Below are 17,618 nucleotides of genomic sequence, written 5' to 3' on the forward strand. Positions count from 1 at the left end.
TGAATAGAATGAGTGGATATCCAACATTGTGGTGAATAGATGAGCTTTTTAGCGATATTTTGCCAATAAATTAAGCATGTCGCTTGACGAGTAAATTTCGATATTTTGGAAATTATTTTCGAACAATCGGAACAACATGGCTTGTGCTACGTCTTTCGACTGAATCGGACGCAGGTTTTTGAATTTGCCAAACATAAATGGCGACAGCAGAGGAAAGATGCTTTGTAGCAGTTTTTCGTCGGCTCTTGGTTCTTCTCGCTCGCCAACTAATGGCCCAGGACGCGCAATGAACAGTTGCTTAAAACCAATACGTTTTAAGTTCTGCTCCATCTGCCCTTTACACTTGAGGTAGTGCGAATAGGAATCAACGGACGCGCCGTAACTGGACACAACCGCAACGCGCTGAACCCCAAGAAACTTCATCGATTGAGCCACATGGCTAACCAACTCTACATCGACTTTACGCAATGCTTCTTTCGACCCTGCCTTTTTCTTGGTCGTTCCTAAACAGATAACTCCGAGGTTAGGAGTGGCTTGGGTATCGTCCCAACTGGTGACTTGCAGATCACTGTGAATGAGCGTGTGGAGTTTGTCGGAATGAAACTGTGAATCTAATGCTCTTCGTGATAAGGCATAAATATGATCAACTGCGGGTTCATCGATGAGTAGGCTCATCACATGACGACCAATTAGCCCAGTAGCACCAGCCACTACAACTGATGTTTTGTCTCCAGAAATGCTCATAGCTGTCCTTAACCCGTTTGCAAGTGCTTGTTTAATATAAACAGTGTTTGAATTTTAAGCTAATAAAAGTTTGATAAATGAGGGGCTAAGACTTGGTCGTTAATGGTGTGGTTGGAGAGTAGAGTTCTGAGTCCGGTATTAATTTAGCTCCAAACATAACAAAGCCCGCTGGGCGACGGGCTTGTTATTTGCTTTGTTACTTTTCAGGTAAAGGACAGTGGGATTTTCCTTACCTTTTTGCTAGCTTTCTTACCGGATTTATTTGGCTTTCTTTTACTTGAATTTGGAATCATTACACCTCCTAAATCTTTCTTTTGTTCTTACTAGTAGTCGACTATTTGTTGCTAAGTGAGGGCAATCACTTTGTGTCACGTCTTACTGAACTTACTTTGTTTCTAACTTTACAATGGAGAGAGATTGAAAAGCTTATTGCTTAACTCACTAAGGAGAGGTTAGTCAGTTACATTATATAAAGCATAAACGATGCCAAAACGTAAGTTGTTGATCTTTCGTCCTAGCAGGGATTTGGAATTGAACTCGTGTCTTTTTGATTCTCAATTTGAGAAAAAACGGTCAGGAACTGTTTAAATTAAGAACACTCTCTGAGGTTTCTGTTACTTAGGCATAGATACAGCTTTGCTTAACACGTAAACTGAGTCGTAATTCACATAGACCAAGGACGTGCTATGAACCTCAAGTTTGATACTCTCGCTCCCACTCAGATTTATCACCTGATGACACAAACCGTCGTTCCTCGCCCGATTGCGTGGGCATTGACGGAATCTTCAGAACAAGAGTATAACCTAGCGCCTTTCTCTTATTTCACGCCTGTTTCCAGCAATCCGCCGCTACTGATGTTATCGGTCGGGAAGAAGCCATCGGGCGAAATCAAAGACACCACTCGTAATGCCCTTGAAACCGGTAAGTTGGTCATTCATATTGCGTCAGCCAGTTCTGCAGAAGTGATGACAGCGACAGCAGCCACGCTCGAGCATGGTGAGTCTGAAGTAACCGCGAATAATATCGAGTTGGTTGAGTTTGAAGGTTTTTCTTTACCTAGAGTGAAGGAGTGCGCTGTGGCTTTTGGTTGCACATTGTATGAAGTTAAAGAAGTCGGTGAAGTACCGCAAAGCCTTGTCTTTGCTCAAGTTGAACAGGTGTATATCTCTGAAAGTGTGATCGATAAAGAGAGCGAACGCTTGAAGATTGATGCACTAGCACTTGATCCTTTATCTCGACTGGGCGGAGGCGAATACGCCACGCTGTCCAATGTGTTCTCTGTCGCTCGTCCTAAGTAAGCGTTAACTAATTAGCTCCAGCGGATAAGATCGTTAAAACCCGTTCCTCAATCTAAGTGCCACTAATATTATGTTAGATACAAAATACTCGCAGTACATCCAACATCGCATTGACCAAAAAACTAAGCCGTTAGGCGCTCTTGGTTTACTGGAAAAGGTTGCCCATCAACTGGCTCTGATTCAAAGCCAAGGTAAAGAGTCTGCGGTTGAACATATCGAATTGCACAAGCCGAGCATCATCATTTTTGCAGGTGATCATGGTATTGCTGATGAAGGTGTGAGTATTGCCCCGAGTGCCGTCACACAACAGATGGTATTGAACTTTTTAAGCGGCGGCGCGGCGATTAACTGTTTTTGTGCGGTGAACAACATCGATATTACGGTTGTGGATACTGGGATTTTGTTACCAATCGAATCTGATAACCCAATGTTGATCTCCCAGCGTTTGGGTAGACGAACCAATAACTTTGCCAACGAAGCTGCGATGAGCATAGAAACAGTTGAACGTGGGATTGAATTGGGCGCAGAGCTTGTATCTAGATCCATTTCAAATGGCACCAATATCATCATGTTTGGTGAAATGGGCATCGGTAATACTAGCAGCGCATCAGCAATTTTAAGTGCATTAACAAACCGAACTGCAGCGGAGTGTGTTGGTTTAGGTACAGGCATCAATAACGAACAACTAGCTCATAAAGTGGCTGTGGTTGAGCAGGGAGTAGCTCGCTGCAAAGGACTTGATCCTAAATCGGTTTTGGCTCAAGTCGGCGGTTACGAGATCGTGCAAATGGTGGGTGGTTTCCTTGGTGCTTATCAAAACAGAACTCCTGTATTGGTCGATGGTTTTATCGTGTCAGTCGCTGCGTATGTCGCGACCTTAATTGAACCGAATTGCCGTGACTACATGATCTTCGCACATCGCTCTGAAGAGTCAGGGCACAAAATCTTATTAGAGTTGCTAGACGCTGAACCGTTGCTCGACCTTGGCTTGAGATTAGGCGAGGGCACGGGCGCAGCTTTAGCTATGCCGATCATCCGAGCGGCAGCTGAGTTCTATAACAACATGGCGAGCTTCGAGAGCGCCGGAGTTACAGTTTAATGAGTGATACGCCACGAAAATCTTGGAAAGATCGCGCTGCTTATCAATGGGAGCTTTTTTCGTTGGCAATGGGCTTCTTTTCTCGCTTGCCGATGCCGAAGAATACGCCTTATTCAGAAGAGCGTATGAACCGTTCTGGTCGTTATTTCTCAACAGTCGGTTTGTTGCTTGGTGCCTTGTGTGGTGGTTTGTTCTTACTGCTTGATACTGTGTTACCAAGCTCGATTGCCATCTTTTTGATGATGAGTTTCAGCTTAATGCTCACTGGCGCTTTCCATGAAGATGGCTTAACTGATATGGCGGATGGTATTGGTGGCGGCATGACACTTGAACGCCGCTTGACCATCATGAAAGACAGTCGCATAGGCACATACGGCGCGTCTGCGCTGATCATGGCTTTGTTAGGTAAATGGGTTCTGCTTAATGAACTCGTTAGCATGACTGGATTGTTCATGGTCATCGTGACGAGTTACACCTTTAGCCGAGCGATTGCGGCATCCCTTATTTACGACATGCCTTATGTCAGCGACTTAGACACGAGCAAGAGTAAGCCTTTAGCTAACAAACAAACCAAGGGTGAACTTGTCTTCCTTATGTTGGTTGGCCTGTTACCAAGCTTGTGGTTTGGGTTAGCGTTTACGTGTGTTTTAGCTGTGATTGCTTACCTGTTTAGAGTGAGCTTCAAAAAGTGGCTAATTGCACGCATTGGTGGCTTTACTGGTGATTGTTTAGGCGCGGCTCAACAGTTGATGGAACTACTGATCTACGTTGTGTTTGCCGTTGCTTTTTATAACGGCTTGATGTGACTCATTCAGGATTTCAGAGGCAACATATGACAACCAATAATCAAACGTATCAGAGTCATCGCCACCTTGTTTTAGGTGGCGCGCGCTCAGGTAAGTCGAGTTTTGCAGAACAACAAGCATTATGTGCAATTGAAGCATGTTCAAATGGGCGTCTGCATTACATAGCGACTGCGACCTATTTAGACGATGAAATGCGTGAACGAATCGCGCACCATCAACAACGTCGTGGCGAGCAATGGATTGAGCATGAAGTACCCGTCGAATTAGCCGAAAAATTGCAGTCTTTTGAGAAAGAAGATGTGGTGCTGATTGATTGCCTCACACTCTGGCTCAACAACATTATCTTTGAACTGGGTGACGACGCAACCAATGAACAGGTTGAAGCCGTGGTTGAAGTATTGGCCAAAAGCGTCAAGCAAAGCCCTGCACACATCATCATGGTCTCTAACGAAGTGGGTTTAGGCGTTGTTCCTCTGGGTAAAGTATCGCGCTTGTTTGTCGACAATGCAGGACGAATGAACCAAGCGCTTGCTCGCGTTGTCGAACGAGTTACGCTGATAGCGGCAGGCTTACCACTGAATTTAAAACCCTCAAATCATTCGTTTGATGCTCAAGGCTAGGTTACATACATGGTCAATGGAACAACCAAAAATATCTATTTGCTAAGACACGGCAAGGTGGAAGGGAAGGCGGCGCTGAATGGTGTATCTGACGTGTTGGTCAACCCAGAGCTTCAACAACAAATATGTGAAGCCTTGGTGCAGCATAATGTGGCTTTTGATGGTGTGGTTGCCTCGCCATTAAGGCGCTGCAGCGACCTAGCAAACTTATATTCAGAGCGCGTGTCTGTACCTTTGTCGATTGCACCAGAATTTCAAGAAATGAACTTTGGTGAGGTGGACGGCATCGCATTTGATGAGCTTGAAGATAAGTGGGCGATGCTAGACACCTTCTGGCAAGACCCTGCAAATCATCAACTGACTGGTGCAGAAAGTTTACAGAGCTTCCACGACAGAGTAACTCAAGCTTGGTCGCAACTTTTGAATAACCCAAGTGACAATCTATTGCTGGTTACTCATGGTGGCGTAATTCGAATGTTATTGGCGCATTGCCTTGATATTGATTGGAAAAATCCGAGCTTGTACTCGAAGTTATCGATAGAGAATGCATCGATAACCCATATTCAAGTCACTCAGTTTGCACAGAGCTTTATCAGCGTTAAAGCGATAGGGCTGCCTATTCTCTGAGTGTTCAAAAACACAGTTTTAAGAATTAACATCTAATTAGAACTGTAAGCAGAAAAATTATTAGAAGTATAAAGCGGTGTCGATAACCGCTGTGCCAGATTGGCACTACTACCTACGTGAAAGGAATTTAGTCATGACAACACCGAGTTGGGATCTAAGCATTGCTTATCGCGATCTTGATGATGCAAAAATTGAACAGGATATTGAACTCATTCAACAGTGTATCGAACTCTTGTACCTGCATGTTGAAAAGCGTCACATCATTCTGGCAATGCAAAACGCAATCCAGACCTCAGAAGCGGCAGGCACGTTACTGAGCACAATTAACACCTTTGCTAACTGCCACGCTTCGGTAGACGCGACCCACACAGAAGCTAAAGCGCTGCTTGGCCGCGTCGCAAAGCTGAACTCTGAAATGTCTCAAGCATTCAGCCCTTATGAAGACACCCTGATTCACGCTGAACCAGAGTTTATTGACGCGGTTTTGGAACACGAGAGTGCAGATGTTGCAGGCCAACGTTTCGCGATTGAAAGCTCACGTAAGTTATCAAGCAGCCGACTTAGTGTTGCTGAAGAGCAGCTTTTAGCAGCAATGAAAGTCGATGGCCGTTATGCGTGGGGGCGTTTATACGATAACCTAACCGGCTCTTTGAAACTGTCGCTAAAACTTGATGGTGAAGAAGAAGCGCTTGGTTTCTCACAGGCTGCGAGCTTGTTGTACGGCAGCGAATTCGACAAACAAGAGCCTGCATGGCGCGCGGTTCAAGGTGCTATGAAAACGCATCAAGAGTCATTCGCTTCGATTCTAAATGCGCTTGCAGGTTGGCGTTTGACTGAAAACAAAAAGCGCTCGAAAATCGCAGATGTGCATTTCTTAGATCCAAGCCTGCACGGCAGCCGAATTATGCCTGAAACACTAGACACCATGATGTCTGTGGCGAAAGCCAATCGCGCAGTAGGCCAGAAAGCGGGTCTGTTGATGGCAAGAGTTCACGGCTTAGATGAAATGAAGCCATGGAATCACTTAGCTGCAATGCCGCCACTTGGTGACGCTGAATCTAAGGTTTACCCATTTGATGAAGCGATTGAAGTGATCAAAACCGCCTTCGCTGAAGTGAATCCAGAGATGGCTGACTTCGTTGCTTTGATGGTTGAGAATGGTTGGATTGATGCCGCACCAGCAGCCAACAAACGTTTAGGTGCTTACTGCACTAAGTTTGCCGCGACACGCACACCGCTTGTATTTATGACTTGGAGTGGCAGCCGCTCTGACCTAATGACACTGGCACACGAACTGGGCCACGCGTTCCACAACTGGGTAATGAAAGACATGCCGTTGTGTAAGACACGCTACCCAATGACGCTAGCAGAAACGGCTTCGATTTTTGCGGAAAACATCGTTCGTGATCACTTGTTAACGCAAGCCCAAACACGTAACGAGAAACTTGAAATGCTGTGGGAAGAGTTGTCTTCTTCATTGGCTCTGATGGTCAACATCCCAGTGCGTTTCGAATTCGAAAAAGCATTTTACGAGCAGCGTGAAAAAGGTGAACTGACGGCTCAACAGTTGTGTGACCTGATGGAAAGCACTTGGAAAGAGTGGTACGGCGATGCAATGACAGAAGCTGACCCTTACTTCTGGGCGAGCAAATTGCACTTCAGTATTTCGCAGGTGAGCTTCTACAACTACCCATACCTGTTCGGCTACCTGTTCAGCAAAGGTGTTTACGCTCAGCGTGACGCGAAAGGCGAGCAGCTCTACGGTGATTATGTTTCTCTACTGCGTGATACGGGCAGCATGATGGCGGAAGAAGTGGTTCAAAAGCACTTAGGAATGGATCTGACTCAGGCTGATTTCTGGCAACAAAGCATCGACATGGTCAAAGTTCAAATCGATGAATTTGAAAGATTGCTCGATCAGGAAGATTAATTGATCTCAATCTGTTCATGGCAGGTAAGAGCTGTGTTAGCTTACGTGGCTCTTATCTTGCTGACATAACCTGAGAAAAGCCGAAACAGCCAAAAGTCTCTTTAAATAGAGAAAGTTATTTGGAACAGATGTCGGTTAGTAAAGTCAGCAGGTAATATAAAAAATATATGGGTAGTATTTGTGAGTGATAACGGAGTTTCTGTTGATAAGTGCGATCCTAGCAACACAATTTCTATGTACAATTTATTAACATACGGCCGTGCAATTAAGGAGTAGCGCATGACGAAGACCCTCTTTCGCCAATCATTTCTTTTTGACAGCCTAGATCTTGAGCAAGAAGTGTTTGCAGGACAGACCGTACTGAGTAACGGTGTTCAAATTAAGCTTCATCAACGCGGTGTCTTGGAAGTGATTCCCGCGGATTTTAATTCTGAAACCAAGAACATCATTTTTTCAACCGGTGTTCATGGCGACGAAACTTCACCAATGGAGCTGATCGATAAGCTCATTGAGGATATTGAAACAGGCTTCCAAGTAGTAAACGCGAGATGCTTGTTTATCGTCGCTCACCCAGAAGCCACCAACGCGCATACTCGTTTTCTTGATGTGAACATGAATCGTCTGTTTGATGAAAAGCAGTACGAGAGCAATCGAGAAGTGGATATCGCGAAGAATTTAAAGTTCTTGGTGACTGAGTTTTACAAAGAAACGGAACCTGCCACTCGTTGGCATCTAGATCTGCACTGTGCAATCCGTTTATCTAAGCATTACTCGTTCGCAGTGAGCCCTAAGGTTCGCCATGAAGTGCGCAGCAAAGAGCTGTTTGATTTCATTAACAGTGCACACGTTGAAGCAGTGTTGTTGTCAAATGCGCCAACCAGCACATTCAGTTGGTACAGCGCTGAAAACTTCGAAGCGCAAGCACTGACAATGGAGCTAGGGCAGGTCGCGAGAATTGGTGAGAACCAACTTGATAAGCTAACGGCTTTTGACTTGGCGATGCGTAACTTGATTGCTGAAGTTGAACCAGAGCATTTACCTAAGCGAACCATTACTTATCGTGTGAGCCGAACCATTGTTCGTTTACATGATGATTTCGATTTCATGTTCTCAGATTCAGTAGAGAACTTTACCGCGTTCAAGCACGGTGAAGTATTCGGTCATGACGGTGATAAACCGTTAATGGCGAAGAATGAAAACGAAGCGGTGGTGTTCCCAAATCGTAATGTTGCTATCGGTCAACGAGCGGCCTTAATGGTGTGTGAAGTTGAAACGCGATTCGACCATGGTCAGCTTGTGTACGATTAATATCGACTCGGGTTTAAACGACGAAAACAACCGCTCAACTGGTTGAAATATCAAGGTTCACATTACGGTGTGAGCCTTGAGTTTATTTGGGGATACAGGTAAGGTTACGCGAACATTTTCAAAGTAGCTTGATATGGATTTCCAACAACTTCTTCACCAAAAACAGCGCAAATGGGCGAGAGCCATTTATCTGATGGCAGCACTGCTTGTCGCGCTGAGTGCAATTTACCTAATGGTTGGCGATCTCTTCATTTCCCCTCTGGGCACCTTGTCCACGTTAGAACAAAAACTACTGATTGATTTACGCTTACCTCGATTATTGGCCGCTATTGCTATCGGGGCAGGGCTAGCAGTATCTGGCGCAAGCTTACAGGTCTTATTAGGTAACGTATTGGCAGAGCCAGGTGTGCTCGGCATTTCTGGCGGTGCAAGCTTAGCCATGGTGATTGTGCTGTTCTTCTTGCCGTTTGCGCCGACTCCAGAACTCTTCATGATTGCCGCCGTTTTAGGTTCGCTCTGTTTTACCGTGATTTTGGTGAGCATGGTAAAAGCGATGCGACTGACCACTGCCAAACTGCTGCTGGTGGGTGTTGCGTTAGGCATTCTTTCTGGCGCGATGGTGACATGGGCCTTCTATTTTAGTGACGACCTTAGCCTTCGTTTATTGATGTATTGGCTAATGGGCAGTTTGGGTGGCGTGACTTGGTATCAACACTCGCTCACGTTAGTTATGATCCCGGTGATTATTTGGTTGTGCTTGCAAGGCAGTAAGCTAGACAAAATGATGATAGGTGAGACACACGCTGCGCAACTGGGCGTGAATGTGCCCAAGTTACGTTGGCGCTTGATCTTCGCTGTGTCTATTTTGGTCGGCTGTGCCGTGGCATTAGGCGGCGTGATCAGCTTTGTGGGCTTGGTTGTGCCACACTTACTTCGTTTAGCGATTGGTACTGATAACAAATACCTGCTTCCTTTGTCTGCTGTTGCGGGTGCTGCATTGTTGGTGTTTGCTGATATTTGCGCGCGTACCTTATTGGATTCTGCCGAGTTACCTTTGGGTGTGATGACCACAAGTATTGGTGCGCCTATCTTCATTTGGATGTTAATTAAAAATCATGATTCAAATTAAGAGCCTGAGCGTCGGCGCTCGTTTATTACCACTCTCATTTGAGCTCAAGCAAGGGCAGGTGACTCACGTTATCGGCCCCAATGGCAGTGGTAAAAGTACCTTACTTGAGGCTATTTCGGGTATTGGTGATGGTTACAAGGGCGATATTAAGCTTGATGAACAAGACTTATCAGAGTTATCGCTGCAAGACTTGTCACTGCATCGCGCTTATTTGTGTCAAAGCGCGAGACCGGCTTTCAACTTAGAAGTGTTCCAATACCTTGCGTTGTCTCTGCCAAGTTCTTCACAAGGTCTTGATACTGAAATCAACGCTGCTTTGGAAGAAATCAGCCAGATGCTCGACATTGCGGATAAGCTTCATCGTTCTATTCAAGCTTTGTCTGGCGGTGAGTGGCAACGCGTTCGCTTGGCGGGCATGTGTTTGCAAATTTGGCCGACACTTAACCCATACGCGAAGTTGTTGATTCTCGATGAACCAGCAGCGCCATTGGATATTGCTCAAGAAGCCTTACTTTACAAGCTCATTGAACGAGTGGCAGAGAAGGGCATTGCGGTGATCATGGCAAATCACGATCTTAACCGAACCCTAAGACATGCTGACCAAGTGCTGCTGCTCGACAAGGGCGTTTTACAAGCTTCTGGTGCTGCGGCTCAAGTGTTGACTCCAGAGCAACTTGAGTCTGTGTTTAACACACAGGTGAAAAGCATCTCTGTAGATGGTCAAACCTATCTAGTCTTCGAGTAACTCCTGTTGTATTCGCTCGAATACTCTTCTATCCCATATCACTAATTTATAAATGATTAGAATCATTTACGTTGATTTTGGTTTGTCATTGCTCTCATTTTATATAGTGATGAGAATGATTTCGATTAGTGATATTACTTTGATCTAGATACATAAATGGCATGTTTATCGGTGGTAGTCTCCTTAGCACTACCTCGATAGGGCCTAAACTCTGAACCTTTTCTCTCGCACTGCGAAACGCACATTGTTGATTTTGTCGTTATTCATGCTTCCTTTAAGCTTGAACATATCGTCGATCGTGCACGAATTGGAAATGGGAGAAGAGGTACATGCTCAGCATCATTGCGGTATTTATGACGCGGTGCAAAGTGCCGTTCATAGCAGCAGTTTCCCCATCACAACTAAGACTCAAGCGCCGACTTATCAAAAGTTAACGCGCTTTGCGGTATCACTTTCCCTATTCGAACTGCCTCGTACACGTTCACCTCCACTCGCTTAACCCCTGAATATCGTTAACTTTTCATCTGTTTGCGTACGCGTCTATAGGCTACCAATTGGCTAAATGATTGCGTGTGGCAACGGATACTAATGTGTTTTTGGCAAAGAAGGGAGGTACACACCTCTTACTGTCATACGCCCGCTTAGTCGATTGAACGATCTTCACTGACCTCTTTTTCAACATCATTCTTATTGTTGAAACAAACAATAACAAAAATGAATATATCGCTAACTCTTGATGATATTTATCGTTATAGTACTATTTAACCAGTAAATCATAATAATTATCATTACCATTAAGGTTTGTTTATGCCGTTTAAAAAACTTATCGCTACTGTAGCCGTTGCTGCTTCTGCTGCTTCTGCTGTTATTCCTGTCCAAAGCGCGTTTGCTGAGGAGAGTACACTTACTTTTGCGAACTATCGTGATATCCGTGACCTAAACCCACACCTTTACGGTGGTGAGATCTTTGCACAAAACCTTATTTTTGAAGGGTTGGTGCACCTTGGTGAGAGCGGTGTTCTTGAACCTTGGCTTGCGAAAAGTTGGAGCACTTCAGAGGATGGTAAAACTTATACATTCAAATTACGTGATGACGTCACGTTCTCTGATGGTAAGCCGTTTGACGCTAATGTCGTGAAAGCGAACTTCGATGCATTGCTGGATAACGCGAACCGTCACACATGGTTGGAATCTATCCGCTTGATGGTGGAAATTGAAAAGGCAGGCAAAGAGAGTGTGACAGTTGTGGATAGCCACACGGTTCAAGTTGAGTTTGCTGAATCTTACTACCCGTTCCTTGTTGAGCTTGGTGTAACACGTCCGTTTCGTTTCCTTTCTCCTGAATGTTTTAAAGACGGAACAACCAAGAATGGTGCGAACTGTTACGTAGGTACCGGCAGTTATGTTCTGACTGATAACGTGGTTGATCAACGTGCGACGTTTGAGCGCAATGAAAGCTACTGGGGTGAGCAACCTCAAGTCGACAAAATTGTGGCAAAAGTAATTCCAGACAATCAATCGCGTCTGCTTTCACTACGTAGTGGCGAAATCGATATGGTTTATGGTCTGCAACTAGTGAGCGCGCAGTCATACAAACAGTTTGAAAAAGATCCGCGTTTTGGCACTGAGCTATCTGAGCCAGTATCGACACGTATGTTGATTTTGAACTCGACCAGCGAAAACCTAAGTGATACTCGTGTTCGTCAGGCTCTGAGTCACCTAACTAACAAATCAATCATCGCAGACCGCATCATGTTGGGCTTAGAAAAGCCGGCAGATACTTTGCTTGCGAAGAATGTCCCTTACGCTGATATCGAATTGACGCCATACCAATATGACGTTGCTCAAGCTGAAAAACTGTTGGATGAAGCAGGTTGGAAGAAGGATGGTAAGACTCGTAAATTAGACGGCAAACCATTTGAAATTACTCTTTCTTACGACAGTGACAAGGTCGTAGAGCGCACTATCGCACAGTATCTACAAAGTGAATGGTCGAAGGTTGGCCTGAAGATGAACATCGTTGGTGAAGAAGAACAAGCACACCGAGATCGTCTGAAACAAGGTGAGTTTGATCTGTCGTTCAATATCTCTTGGGGTACACCTTACGATCCTCAATCGTTCCTTGGCGGTATGCGTAAGCCAGTATATGGCGATTACGCTGCGCAACAAGGCATTCCACAAAAGGCTGAGATTGATAATCACATCCTAGAAGCGTTGGAAGCCATTGATGAGACTAAGCGCCAAGAGCATTACACGTATGTTCTGAAAACACTGCACGAGCAAGCGATCTACATTCCGATCAGCTACGAGCAAAACCGTGCGGTATTCAACAAGCGTGTAGAAGGTGTTGGTTTTAACCCGTCTCAGTTTGAAATCCCGCTACAACGTATGTCTGTAAAGTAAGAAATAGATAACCCTTGTCTGTTTCCTTTACTACTGACTAGCTTACTGACTGACACTCTTTTTGGGGTGTCAGTCTTTTTGCTTACTGTTTTACATTAAGAAAGTAACCGAATGGCTAAATACATCCTAAAGCGATTACTGAGTGCGAGTGTGACACTGTTTTTTGTCTCTTTTATCGCGTTCGCCTTAGTTAATATTATTCCAGCAGACCCTGCTGAAGTGGCACTGCGTGTCAATGACACGACACCGAGCCCTGAAGCCATTGAAGAAATTCGCTTAGAGCTTGGGTTAGACCGTCCGTTTTTAGTCCGTTATACCGATTGGCTAGTATCGTCGGTACAAGGCGACTTTGGCATCTCGTACACCAATACCAATCGTCTAGTTTCTGAAGAACTTGCACGAAGCTTCCCATACACGCTGAAACTTGCAGGGTTATCACTCATCTTGTTGGTGTGTGTCAGTATCCCGATGGGTGTGCTCAGCGCTGTGTATAAAGATCATTGGTTTGATCGCATTGTCCGAGTGTTCATTTTCGCCAGTACCGCAATGCCTAACTTCTGGTTGGCCTTTATTTTGATTTGGGTGTTTTCAATCAATCTATATTGGTTGCCAAGCAGCGGTGCGACCACTTTTAGCCATTTCATATTGCCGTCAGTAACTCTGTGTATGGCTTACGTTGCTACCTACATTCGTCTTATTCGTAACTCTATGTTGGATTCAATGAATCACAACTATGTGAATTACGCGCGCGCTCGTGGTATTTCAGAGCACAGTGTCGTTTGGAAGCATCTTCTTAAAAACTCACTGCAAACCTCAATGACAGCACTAGGCATCGGCATCGTCCGTTTGATTGCGGGCACCGTTGTTATAGAAAGCATATTCGCGATACCTGGTTTAGGTCGACTCGCTTTGGCTGCGATTTTCAATCGTGATTACCCAATTATCCAAGCTTATATCTTGGTGATGGGTAGCTTGTTTGTTGTGTCTAATTTACTGATTGATATTTTACATACGGTGGTCGATCCCCGTCTCAAGTCAGGAGCGAAGAACTCATGATAAGACGTCTACTTTCCAATAAGACCGTTGTTGTTTGCCTGTTTATCTTAACGGCTATCTGCTTAATGGGGGCTTTTGCGCCTTATCTTGCGCCGCACGATCCTAACTTGGCGGATGTGATTAACTCTATGATGCCGATGTCGATGGAGTACCCACTCGGCACTGACCATTTGGGTCGATGCATCTATTCTCGTTTGTTGTTTGGTATTCGTACCACGCTGTATTACTCACTATTAACCATGGTGATTACGGCAGTTGTTGGCGGCTTCATTGGTGTGGTTTCTGGCTACATGCGAGGCAAGGTCGATTCATTGATCATGCGTGGTTGCGAAGTCATGCTGTCATTCCCATATGAAATCATTGTTTTGAGTATTGTGGGCATTATGGGGCCGGGTATTTTCAACATCATTATTGCGAACTTTATCGCGAAAATCGCATGGTATGTGCGTATTGTTCGAAGCTCCGTGATTTCGTTCAATCACCAAAACTACATCCTGTACTCACGAACGGTTAAAACACCTCAAAGTTTTATCTTTCGTAAGCACTTAGCACCGAACATCGCTGCTGAGGTCATCATTCTTGCAACCCTAGATTTAGGTTGGATTATATTGAGCATCTCAACACTGTCTTTCCTTGGCTTAGGCGTACAACCGCCAACAGCAGAGTGGGGCGCTATGTTGAGTGATGCTAAAGAAGTTCTCTTCTCTAATCCTGAACAGATGATCATCCCCGGGATCGCAATCATGGTAGTGGTGGCGTGTTGTAACTTACTTGGCGACTCTTTACGTGATGTATTAGACCCAAGAACGGAGCAAAGATGATGTTAGAAGTTAAAAATCTTAGCGTCACGCTACATAAACCGACACACAGAGAGCTGGTCTCTGATGTGAACTTTACACTCAAAGAAGATCAATGTTTGGGTATTTTGGGTGAGTCAGGTAGCGGTAAAAGCCTGACCTGCAATGCGATTAATGGGTTGTTGAACGACTCTTTCTCTATTTCGGGTGATGCGCTGTTTGAAGGCAAGAATCTATTTGATATGCCCCAAAAGCAGCGTCGTCAATTGCGGGGAGAAAAGATCTCGATGATCATGCAAAGCCCAATGACGGCGTTCAATCCACTGTTCACCATCGGCAATCAAGCCGTGGAAACAATAAAGCAACACCAGTCAATGAGCACTAAAGAGGCTGTTGACTTGTTCTGCGACGTACTGACTCGCGTTAATCTGAAATCAGTCCGCGATTTAATTAAGAAATACCCGCATGAGCTTAGTGGGGGCATGCTGCAACGAATTATGGTCGCCTTGGCGTTGGTACTGAAACCCAAGCTGATTATCGCAGACGAGCCTACAACAGCGATTGATTATATCTCGCAACGAGAAGTGGTTAAGGAACTGCAGTTTGTTCGAGAGCAGTTTGGTACCAGTTTGATTTTCGTTAGCCACGATCTGAGTTTGGTTTCTCTCATCGCAGACAACGTTATGGTTATGAATCAAGGCAAAGTCGTTGAGTATGGTGCAACTCGCAAGGTGTTCACTCAGCCAGAAAGCAAACACACGCGTTACTTAGTGGATACTCGTATGGCATTAGTAAATCGATTTAAATCTGTCATGGAGAGCCGCTAATGTTGATTGAAGTAAAGAACGTCACTAAGGCATTCAAAAACGACGATAGTTGGTTATTCCCTAGCTACCAAAACGTACTCAATGGAGTCTCTATCACGGTTAATGAAGGTGAGTGTGTCGGCGTAGTTGGCGAATCGGGCAGTGGCAAAAGCACACTAGGGAAAGTCATACTCGGTCTAGAAGCGGCTGACAGTGGTGAGGTGGTACTTGGTAACGCCATTTCAAACCTACCAATGCACCAAGTAATGAGTGTGGTATTTCAAGACTACAACACCTCGGTAAACCCGCGACTGACGATTCGAGAGATCATCAATGAGCCTTTGATTAACGATAAGGTCGGTAAGGCAGAGCGAGAGTCCCATTTAGTTCTGTTGCTTGAAGAAGTGGGCTTAGATGCAGACATGCTTGATCGATATCCACATCAACTCAGTGGCGGACAATTACAGCGTGTGTGTATTGCCAGAGCAGTAGCGCCAAATCCTAAGTTTATCTTGCTTGATGAAGCGGTGAGCTCGTTAGATGTCTCCGTTCAGGTACAAGTTCTCGACCTCTTGCAAAAACTCAAACAAGAGCGTCAGATTTCGTATTTGTTTATCACTCACGATATTGCTGTTGCGAGTTTTCTTTGTGATCGTTTAATGTTTTTCAAAGACGGCCAAATCGTCGAGCAAGTCGATGATATGCGAAATCTGAAACACGTACGTGACCCTTACACCAAGAGTTTGTTAGAAGCGGCTAGTTATCTAGAAATACCGTTTGAAACTGAGTTTGACCCACAATGAAACTGACTCATAACGATTACTTTAAAATAGCGTTTCCATTTATTGTTTCTACAGTCACTCAACCTTTATTGGGTGCTGTAGATACCGCCGTTATTGGTAAGCTTGGCGTTGCTGAGCTTATTGGTGGTGTGGCGATTGGCGCTGTTATCATGAATACCCTGTATTGGTTATTCGGTTTTTTCCGCGTAAGCACAACAGGGCAAAGTGCTATTGCATTGGGAAGAAACAACCATGCAGAGCAGGCAAGCAGTTTAATTCGACCACTGTTACTCGCGTTATGTGTTGGCGTTATTTTTATCCTTCTGCAGTCATTGATTTGGCAAGGTGCGGAGTGGCTTATAGAGCCGGAAGCCGCGGTGGGTGCTAACGCCAAGATATACTTCGATATTATGATCTTTGGTGCGCCTTTTGTTCTGATTAACTACACCATCATTGGTTGGTTAATGGGGCAGGCGAAAGCGAAAGCGACCCTGTTTACTCAAGTGGTCGGTAATGTGCTGAACATCGTGCTCGATATCGTGTTTGTTATGTATCTTGATATGGGGATTGCAGGTGTTGCCATTGCGACCTTAATCGCTCAGATCACCACGTTCGCTATCGGTCTCTATTTTGTCTTCCATACTTGTCAGTTTTCTCTGTGGGAACATGCACGCTCACTTAAAATCTCGTCTAAAGATTTTAAGGTCATCGTGTCATCGAACATGGACTTGCTACTGCGTACGATTTGTATCCTTGTGTTCTTCAACATGATGGCACGTGTGGGATCTCAATTGGGTTCGGACGTACTTGCGACAAACGCAATCTTAATGCAAGTGACCTTTATCATTAGCTACATGTTTGATGGTATTGCGAATGCATCGAGTGTGTTTGCGGGTAAAGCGGTAGGGCAGAAAAACCCAAGCTTGCTTAATAATGTCATTAGGTTAAACACGCAGTGGACAACGGCATTCATTCTCGTGATGACGCTGCTTACCGTGATGTTTAAGCATCAAGTCGTCATGATTTTCACCTCACTGCCAGAACTGATCGAGATTTACTTATCAATGAGTCCGTGGCTGTTGGTGTTCCCATTGGTTGCGGGCTACGGCTTAACCTTCTACGGTATTTTTACCGGAACGGGAACCACTCGCCCTGTGAGAAACTCAAGTTTCATTACGCTGGTGGTGTTCTTAGTGGTACAGTTTTTTGCTGTGCAGTCGTGGGGCAATCACGGTTTGTGGTTAGCATTCACGTTGTTTTATGTTGGGCGCTTTATCTTCCTTGTTCCATTTATTGGGCAGGTAAAACGAAAGTGCTTCTAGTGCATGTGGATTAGATAACCTTCGAAAACAACGTTGAAGTCAGCAATTTTATTGCTGACTTTTTTATTGAGCGCGTAAGCAAAGAATGACATCCTAACCACCTGCCATATCTTATAAATATGTCACGTGACTTTTGTAGATTAGAA

General features: G+C 44.9%; 17 protein-coding genes. 16 read left to right on the plus strand and 1 reads right to left on the minus strand.

Going from position 1 to position 17,618, the window contains the following annotated elements:
- Positions 1 to 48: 48 nt before the first annotated feature.
- A complete protein-coding gene (locus FLM53_RS15295; RefSeq protein ID WP_176681381.1) occupies positions 49 to 744 on the minus strand; it encodes an NAD-dependent epimerase/dehydratase family protein in 696 nt (231 codons plus the stop codon).
- Between the two features lie 686 nt (positions 745 to 1,430).
- Here FLM53_RS15295 and FLM53_RS15300 point away from each other — a divergent pair.
- The 16 genes from FLM53_RS15300 to FLM53_RS15375 all read left to right on the plus strand — a co-directional run bounded on the left by FLM53_RS15300 (position 1,431) and on the right by FLM53_RS15375 (position 17,472).
- Positions 1,431 to 2,042: a flavin reductase family protein gene (locus tag FLM53_RS15300; RefSeq protein WP_176681380.1), complete on the plus strand. Its 612-nt coding sequence runs from the start codon at positions 1,431 to 1,433 to the stop codon at positions 2,040 to 2,042.
- A gap of 70 nt (positions 2,043 to 2,112) precedes the next feature.
- Entirely contained in the window at positions 2,113 to 3,141 is a 1,029-nt protein-coding gene (cobT, locus tag FLM53_RS15305; protein ID WP_176681379.1) for a nicotinate-nucleotide--dimethylbenzimidazole phosphoribosyltransferase, read from the plus strand.
- Positions 3,141 to 3,947, plus strand: a complete 807-nt coding sequence (locus tag FLM53_RS15310) for an adenosylcobinamide-GDP ribazoletransferase (RefSeq protein WP_176681378.1) — start codon at positions 3,141 to 3,143, stop codon at positions 3,945 to 3,947. Before cobT ends, FLM53_RS15310 begins: the two co-directional genes overlap by 1 nt.
- A 26-nt stretch (positions 3,948 to 3,973) precedes the next feature.
- On the plus strand, positions 3,974 to 4,567 hold the full coding sequence (gene cobU / locus FLM53_RS15315) for a bifunctional adenosylcobinamide kinase/adenosylcobinamide-phosphate guanylyltransferase (RefSeq protein ID WP_176681377.1): 594 nt from the start codon (positions 3,974 to 3,976) through the stop codon (positions 4,565 to 4,567).
- Between the two features lie 9 nt (positions 4,568 to 4,576).
- On the plus strand, positions 4,577 to 5,194 hold the full coding sequence (gene cobC, locus FLM53_RS15320; protein WP_176681376.1) for an alpha-ribazole phosphatase family protein: 618 nt from the start codon (positions 4,577 to 4,579) through the stop codon (positions 5,192 to 5,194).
- Between the two features lie 133 nt (positions 5,195 to 5,327).
- The gene (locus tag FLM53_RS15325) at positions 5,328 to 7,124 is read left to right on the plus strand and encodes a M3 family oligoendopeptidase (protein WP_176681375.1); all 1,797 of its coding nucleotides are present in this window, start codon (positions 5,328 to 5,330) and stop codon (positions 7,122 to 7,124) included.
- A gap of 279 nt (positions 7,125 to 7,403) precedes the next feature.
- Positions 7,404 to 8,432, plus strand: coding sequence for a succinylglutamate desuccinylase (locus tag FLM53_RS15330; RefSeq protein WP_176681374.1), 1,029 nt, complete (start codon positions 7,404 to 7,406; stop codon positions 8,430 to 8,432).
- A gap of 133 nt (positions 8,433 to 8,565) precedes the next feature.
- Positions 8,566 to 9,561, plus strand: a complete 996-nt coding sequence (btuC, locus tag FLM53_RS15335; RefSeq protein ID WP_176681373.1) for a vitamin B12 ABC transporter permease BtuC — start codon at positions 8,566 to 8,568, stop codon at positions 9,559 to 9,561.
- Positions 9,548 to 10,306, plus strand: a complete 759-nt coding sequence (gene btuD / locus FLM53_RS15340) for a vitamin B12 ABC transporter ATP-binding protein BtuD (RefSeq protein WP_176681372.1) — start codon at positions 9,548 to 9,550, stop codon at positions 10,304 to 10,306. Before btuC ends, btuD begins: the two co-directional genes overlap by 14 nt.
- A 211-nt stretch (positions 10,307 to 10,517) precedes the next feature.
- Entirely contained in the window at positions 10,518 to 10,805 is a 288-nt protein-coding gene (locus tag FLM53_RS15345; RefSeq protein WP_256099384.1) for a DUF2607 family protein, read from the plus strand.
- 308 nt (positions 10,806 to 11,113) lie between these two features.
- Positions 11,114 to 12,709, plus strand: coding sequence for a nickel ABC transporter substrate-binding protein (gene nikA / locus FLM53_RS15350; RefSeq protein WP_176681370.1), 1,596 nt, complete (start codon positions 11,114 to 11,116; stop codon positions 12,707 to 12,709).
- Between the two features lie 111 nt (positions 12,710 to 12,820).
- Positions 12,821 to 13,765 carry a nickel/cobalt ABC transporter permease gene (gene opp1B / locus FLM53_RS15355; RefSeq protein ID WP_176681369.1) on the plus strand — a complete coding sequence of 315 codons (945 nt, stop codon included), beginning with the start codon at positions 12,821 to 12,823 and terminating at the stop codon, positions 13,763 to 13,765.
- Positions 13,762 to 14,586: a nickel/cobalt ABC transporter permease gene (opp1C, locus tag FLM53_RS15360; RefSeq protein ID WP_176681368.1), complete on the plus strand. Its 825-nt coding sequence runs from the start codon at positions 13,762 to 13,764 to the stop codon at positions 14,584 to 14,586. Before opp1B ends, opp1C begins: the two co-directional genes overlap by 4 nt.
- Positions 14,583 to 15,389: an ABC transporter ATP-binding protein gene (locus FLM53_RS15365; RefSeq protein ID WP_176681367.1), complete on the plus strand. Its 807-nt coding sequence runs from the start codon at positions 14,583 to 14,585 to the stop codon at positions 15,387 to 15,389. Before opp1C ends, FLM53_RS15365 begins: the two co-directional genes overlap by 4 nt.
- Positions 15,389 to 16,171 (plus strand): ABC transporter ATP-binding protein, encoded by a 783-nt coding sequence (locus FLM53_RS15370; protein WP_176681366.1) that lies wholly within the window; start codon positions 15,389 to 15,391, stop codon positions 16,169 to 16,171. Before FLM53_RS15365 ends, FLM53_RS15370 begins: the two co-directional genes overlap by 1 nt.
- Complete coding sequence (locus FLM53_RS15375; protein WP_176681365.1) at positions 16,168 to 17,472, plus strand: MATE family efflux transporter; 1,305 nt, start codon at positions 16,168 to 16,170, stop codon at positions 17,470 to 17,472. The genes FLM53_RS15370 and FLM53_RS15375 overlap by 4 nt, the downstream gene beginning before the upstream one ends.
- Positions 17,473 to 17,618: the final 146 nt, after the last annotated feature.

The sequence above is a fragment of the Vibrio sp. Scap24 genome (genome assembly GCF_013394185.1).
In the GTDB taxonomy this organism is placed as follows: Bacteria; Pseudomonadota; Gammaproteobacteria; order Enterobacterales; family Vibrionaceae; genus Vibrio; species Vibrio pomeroyi.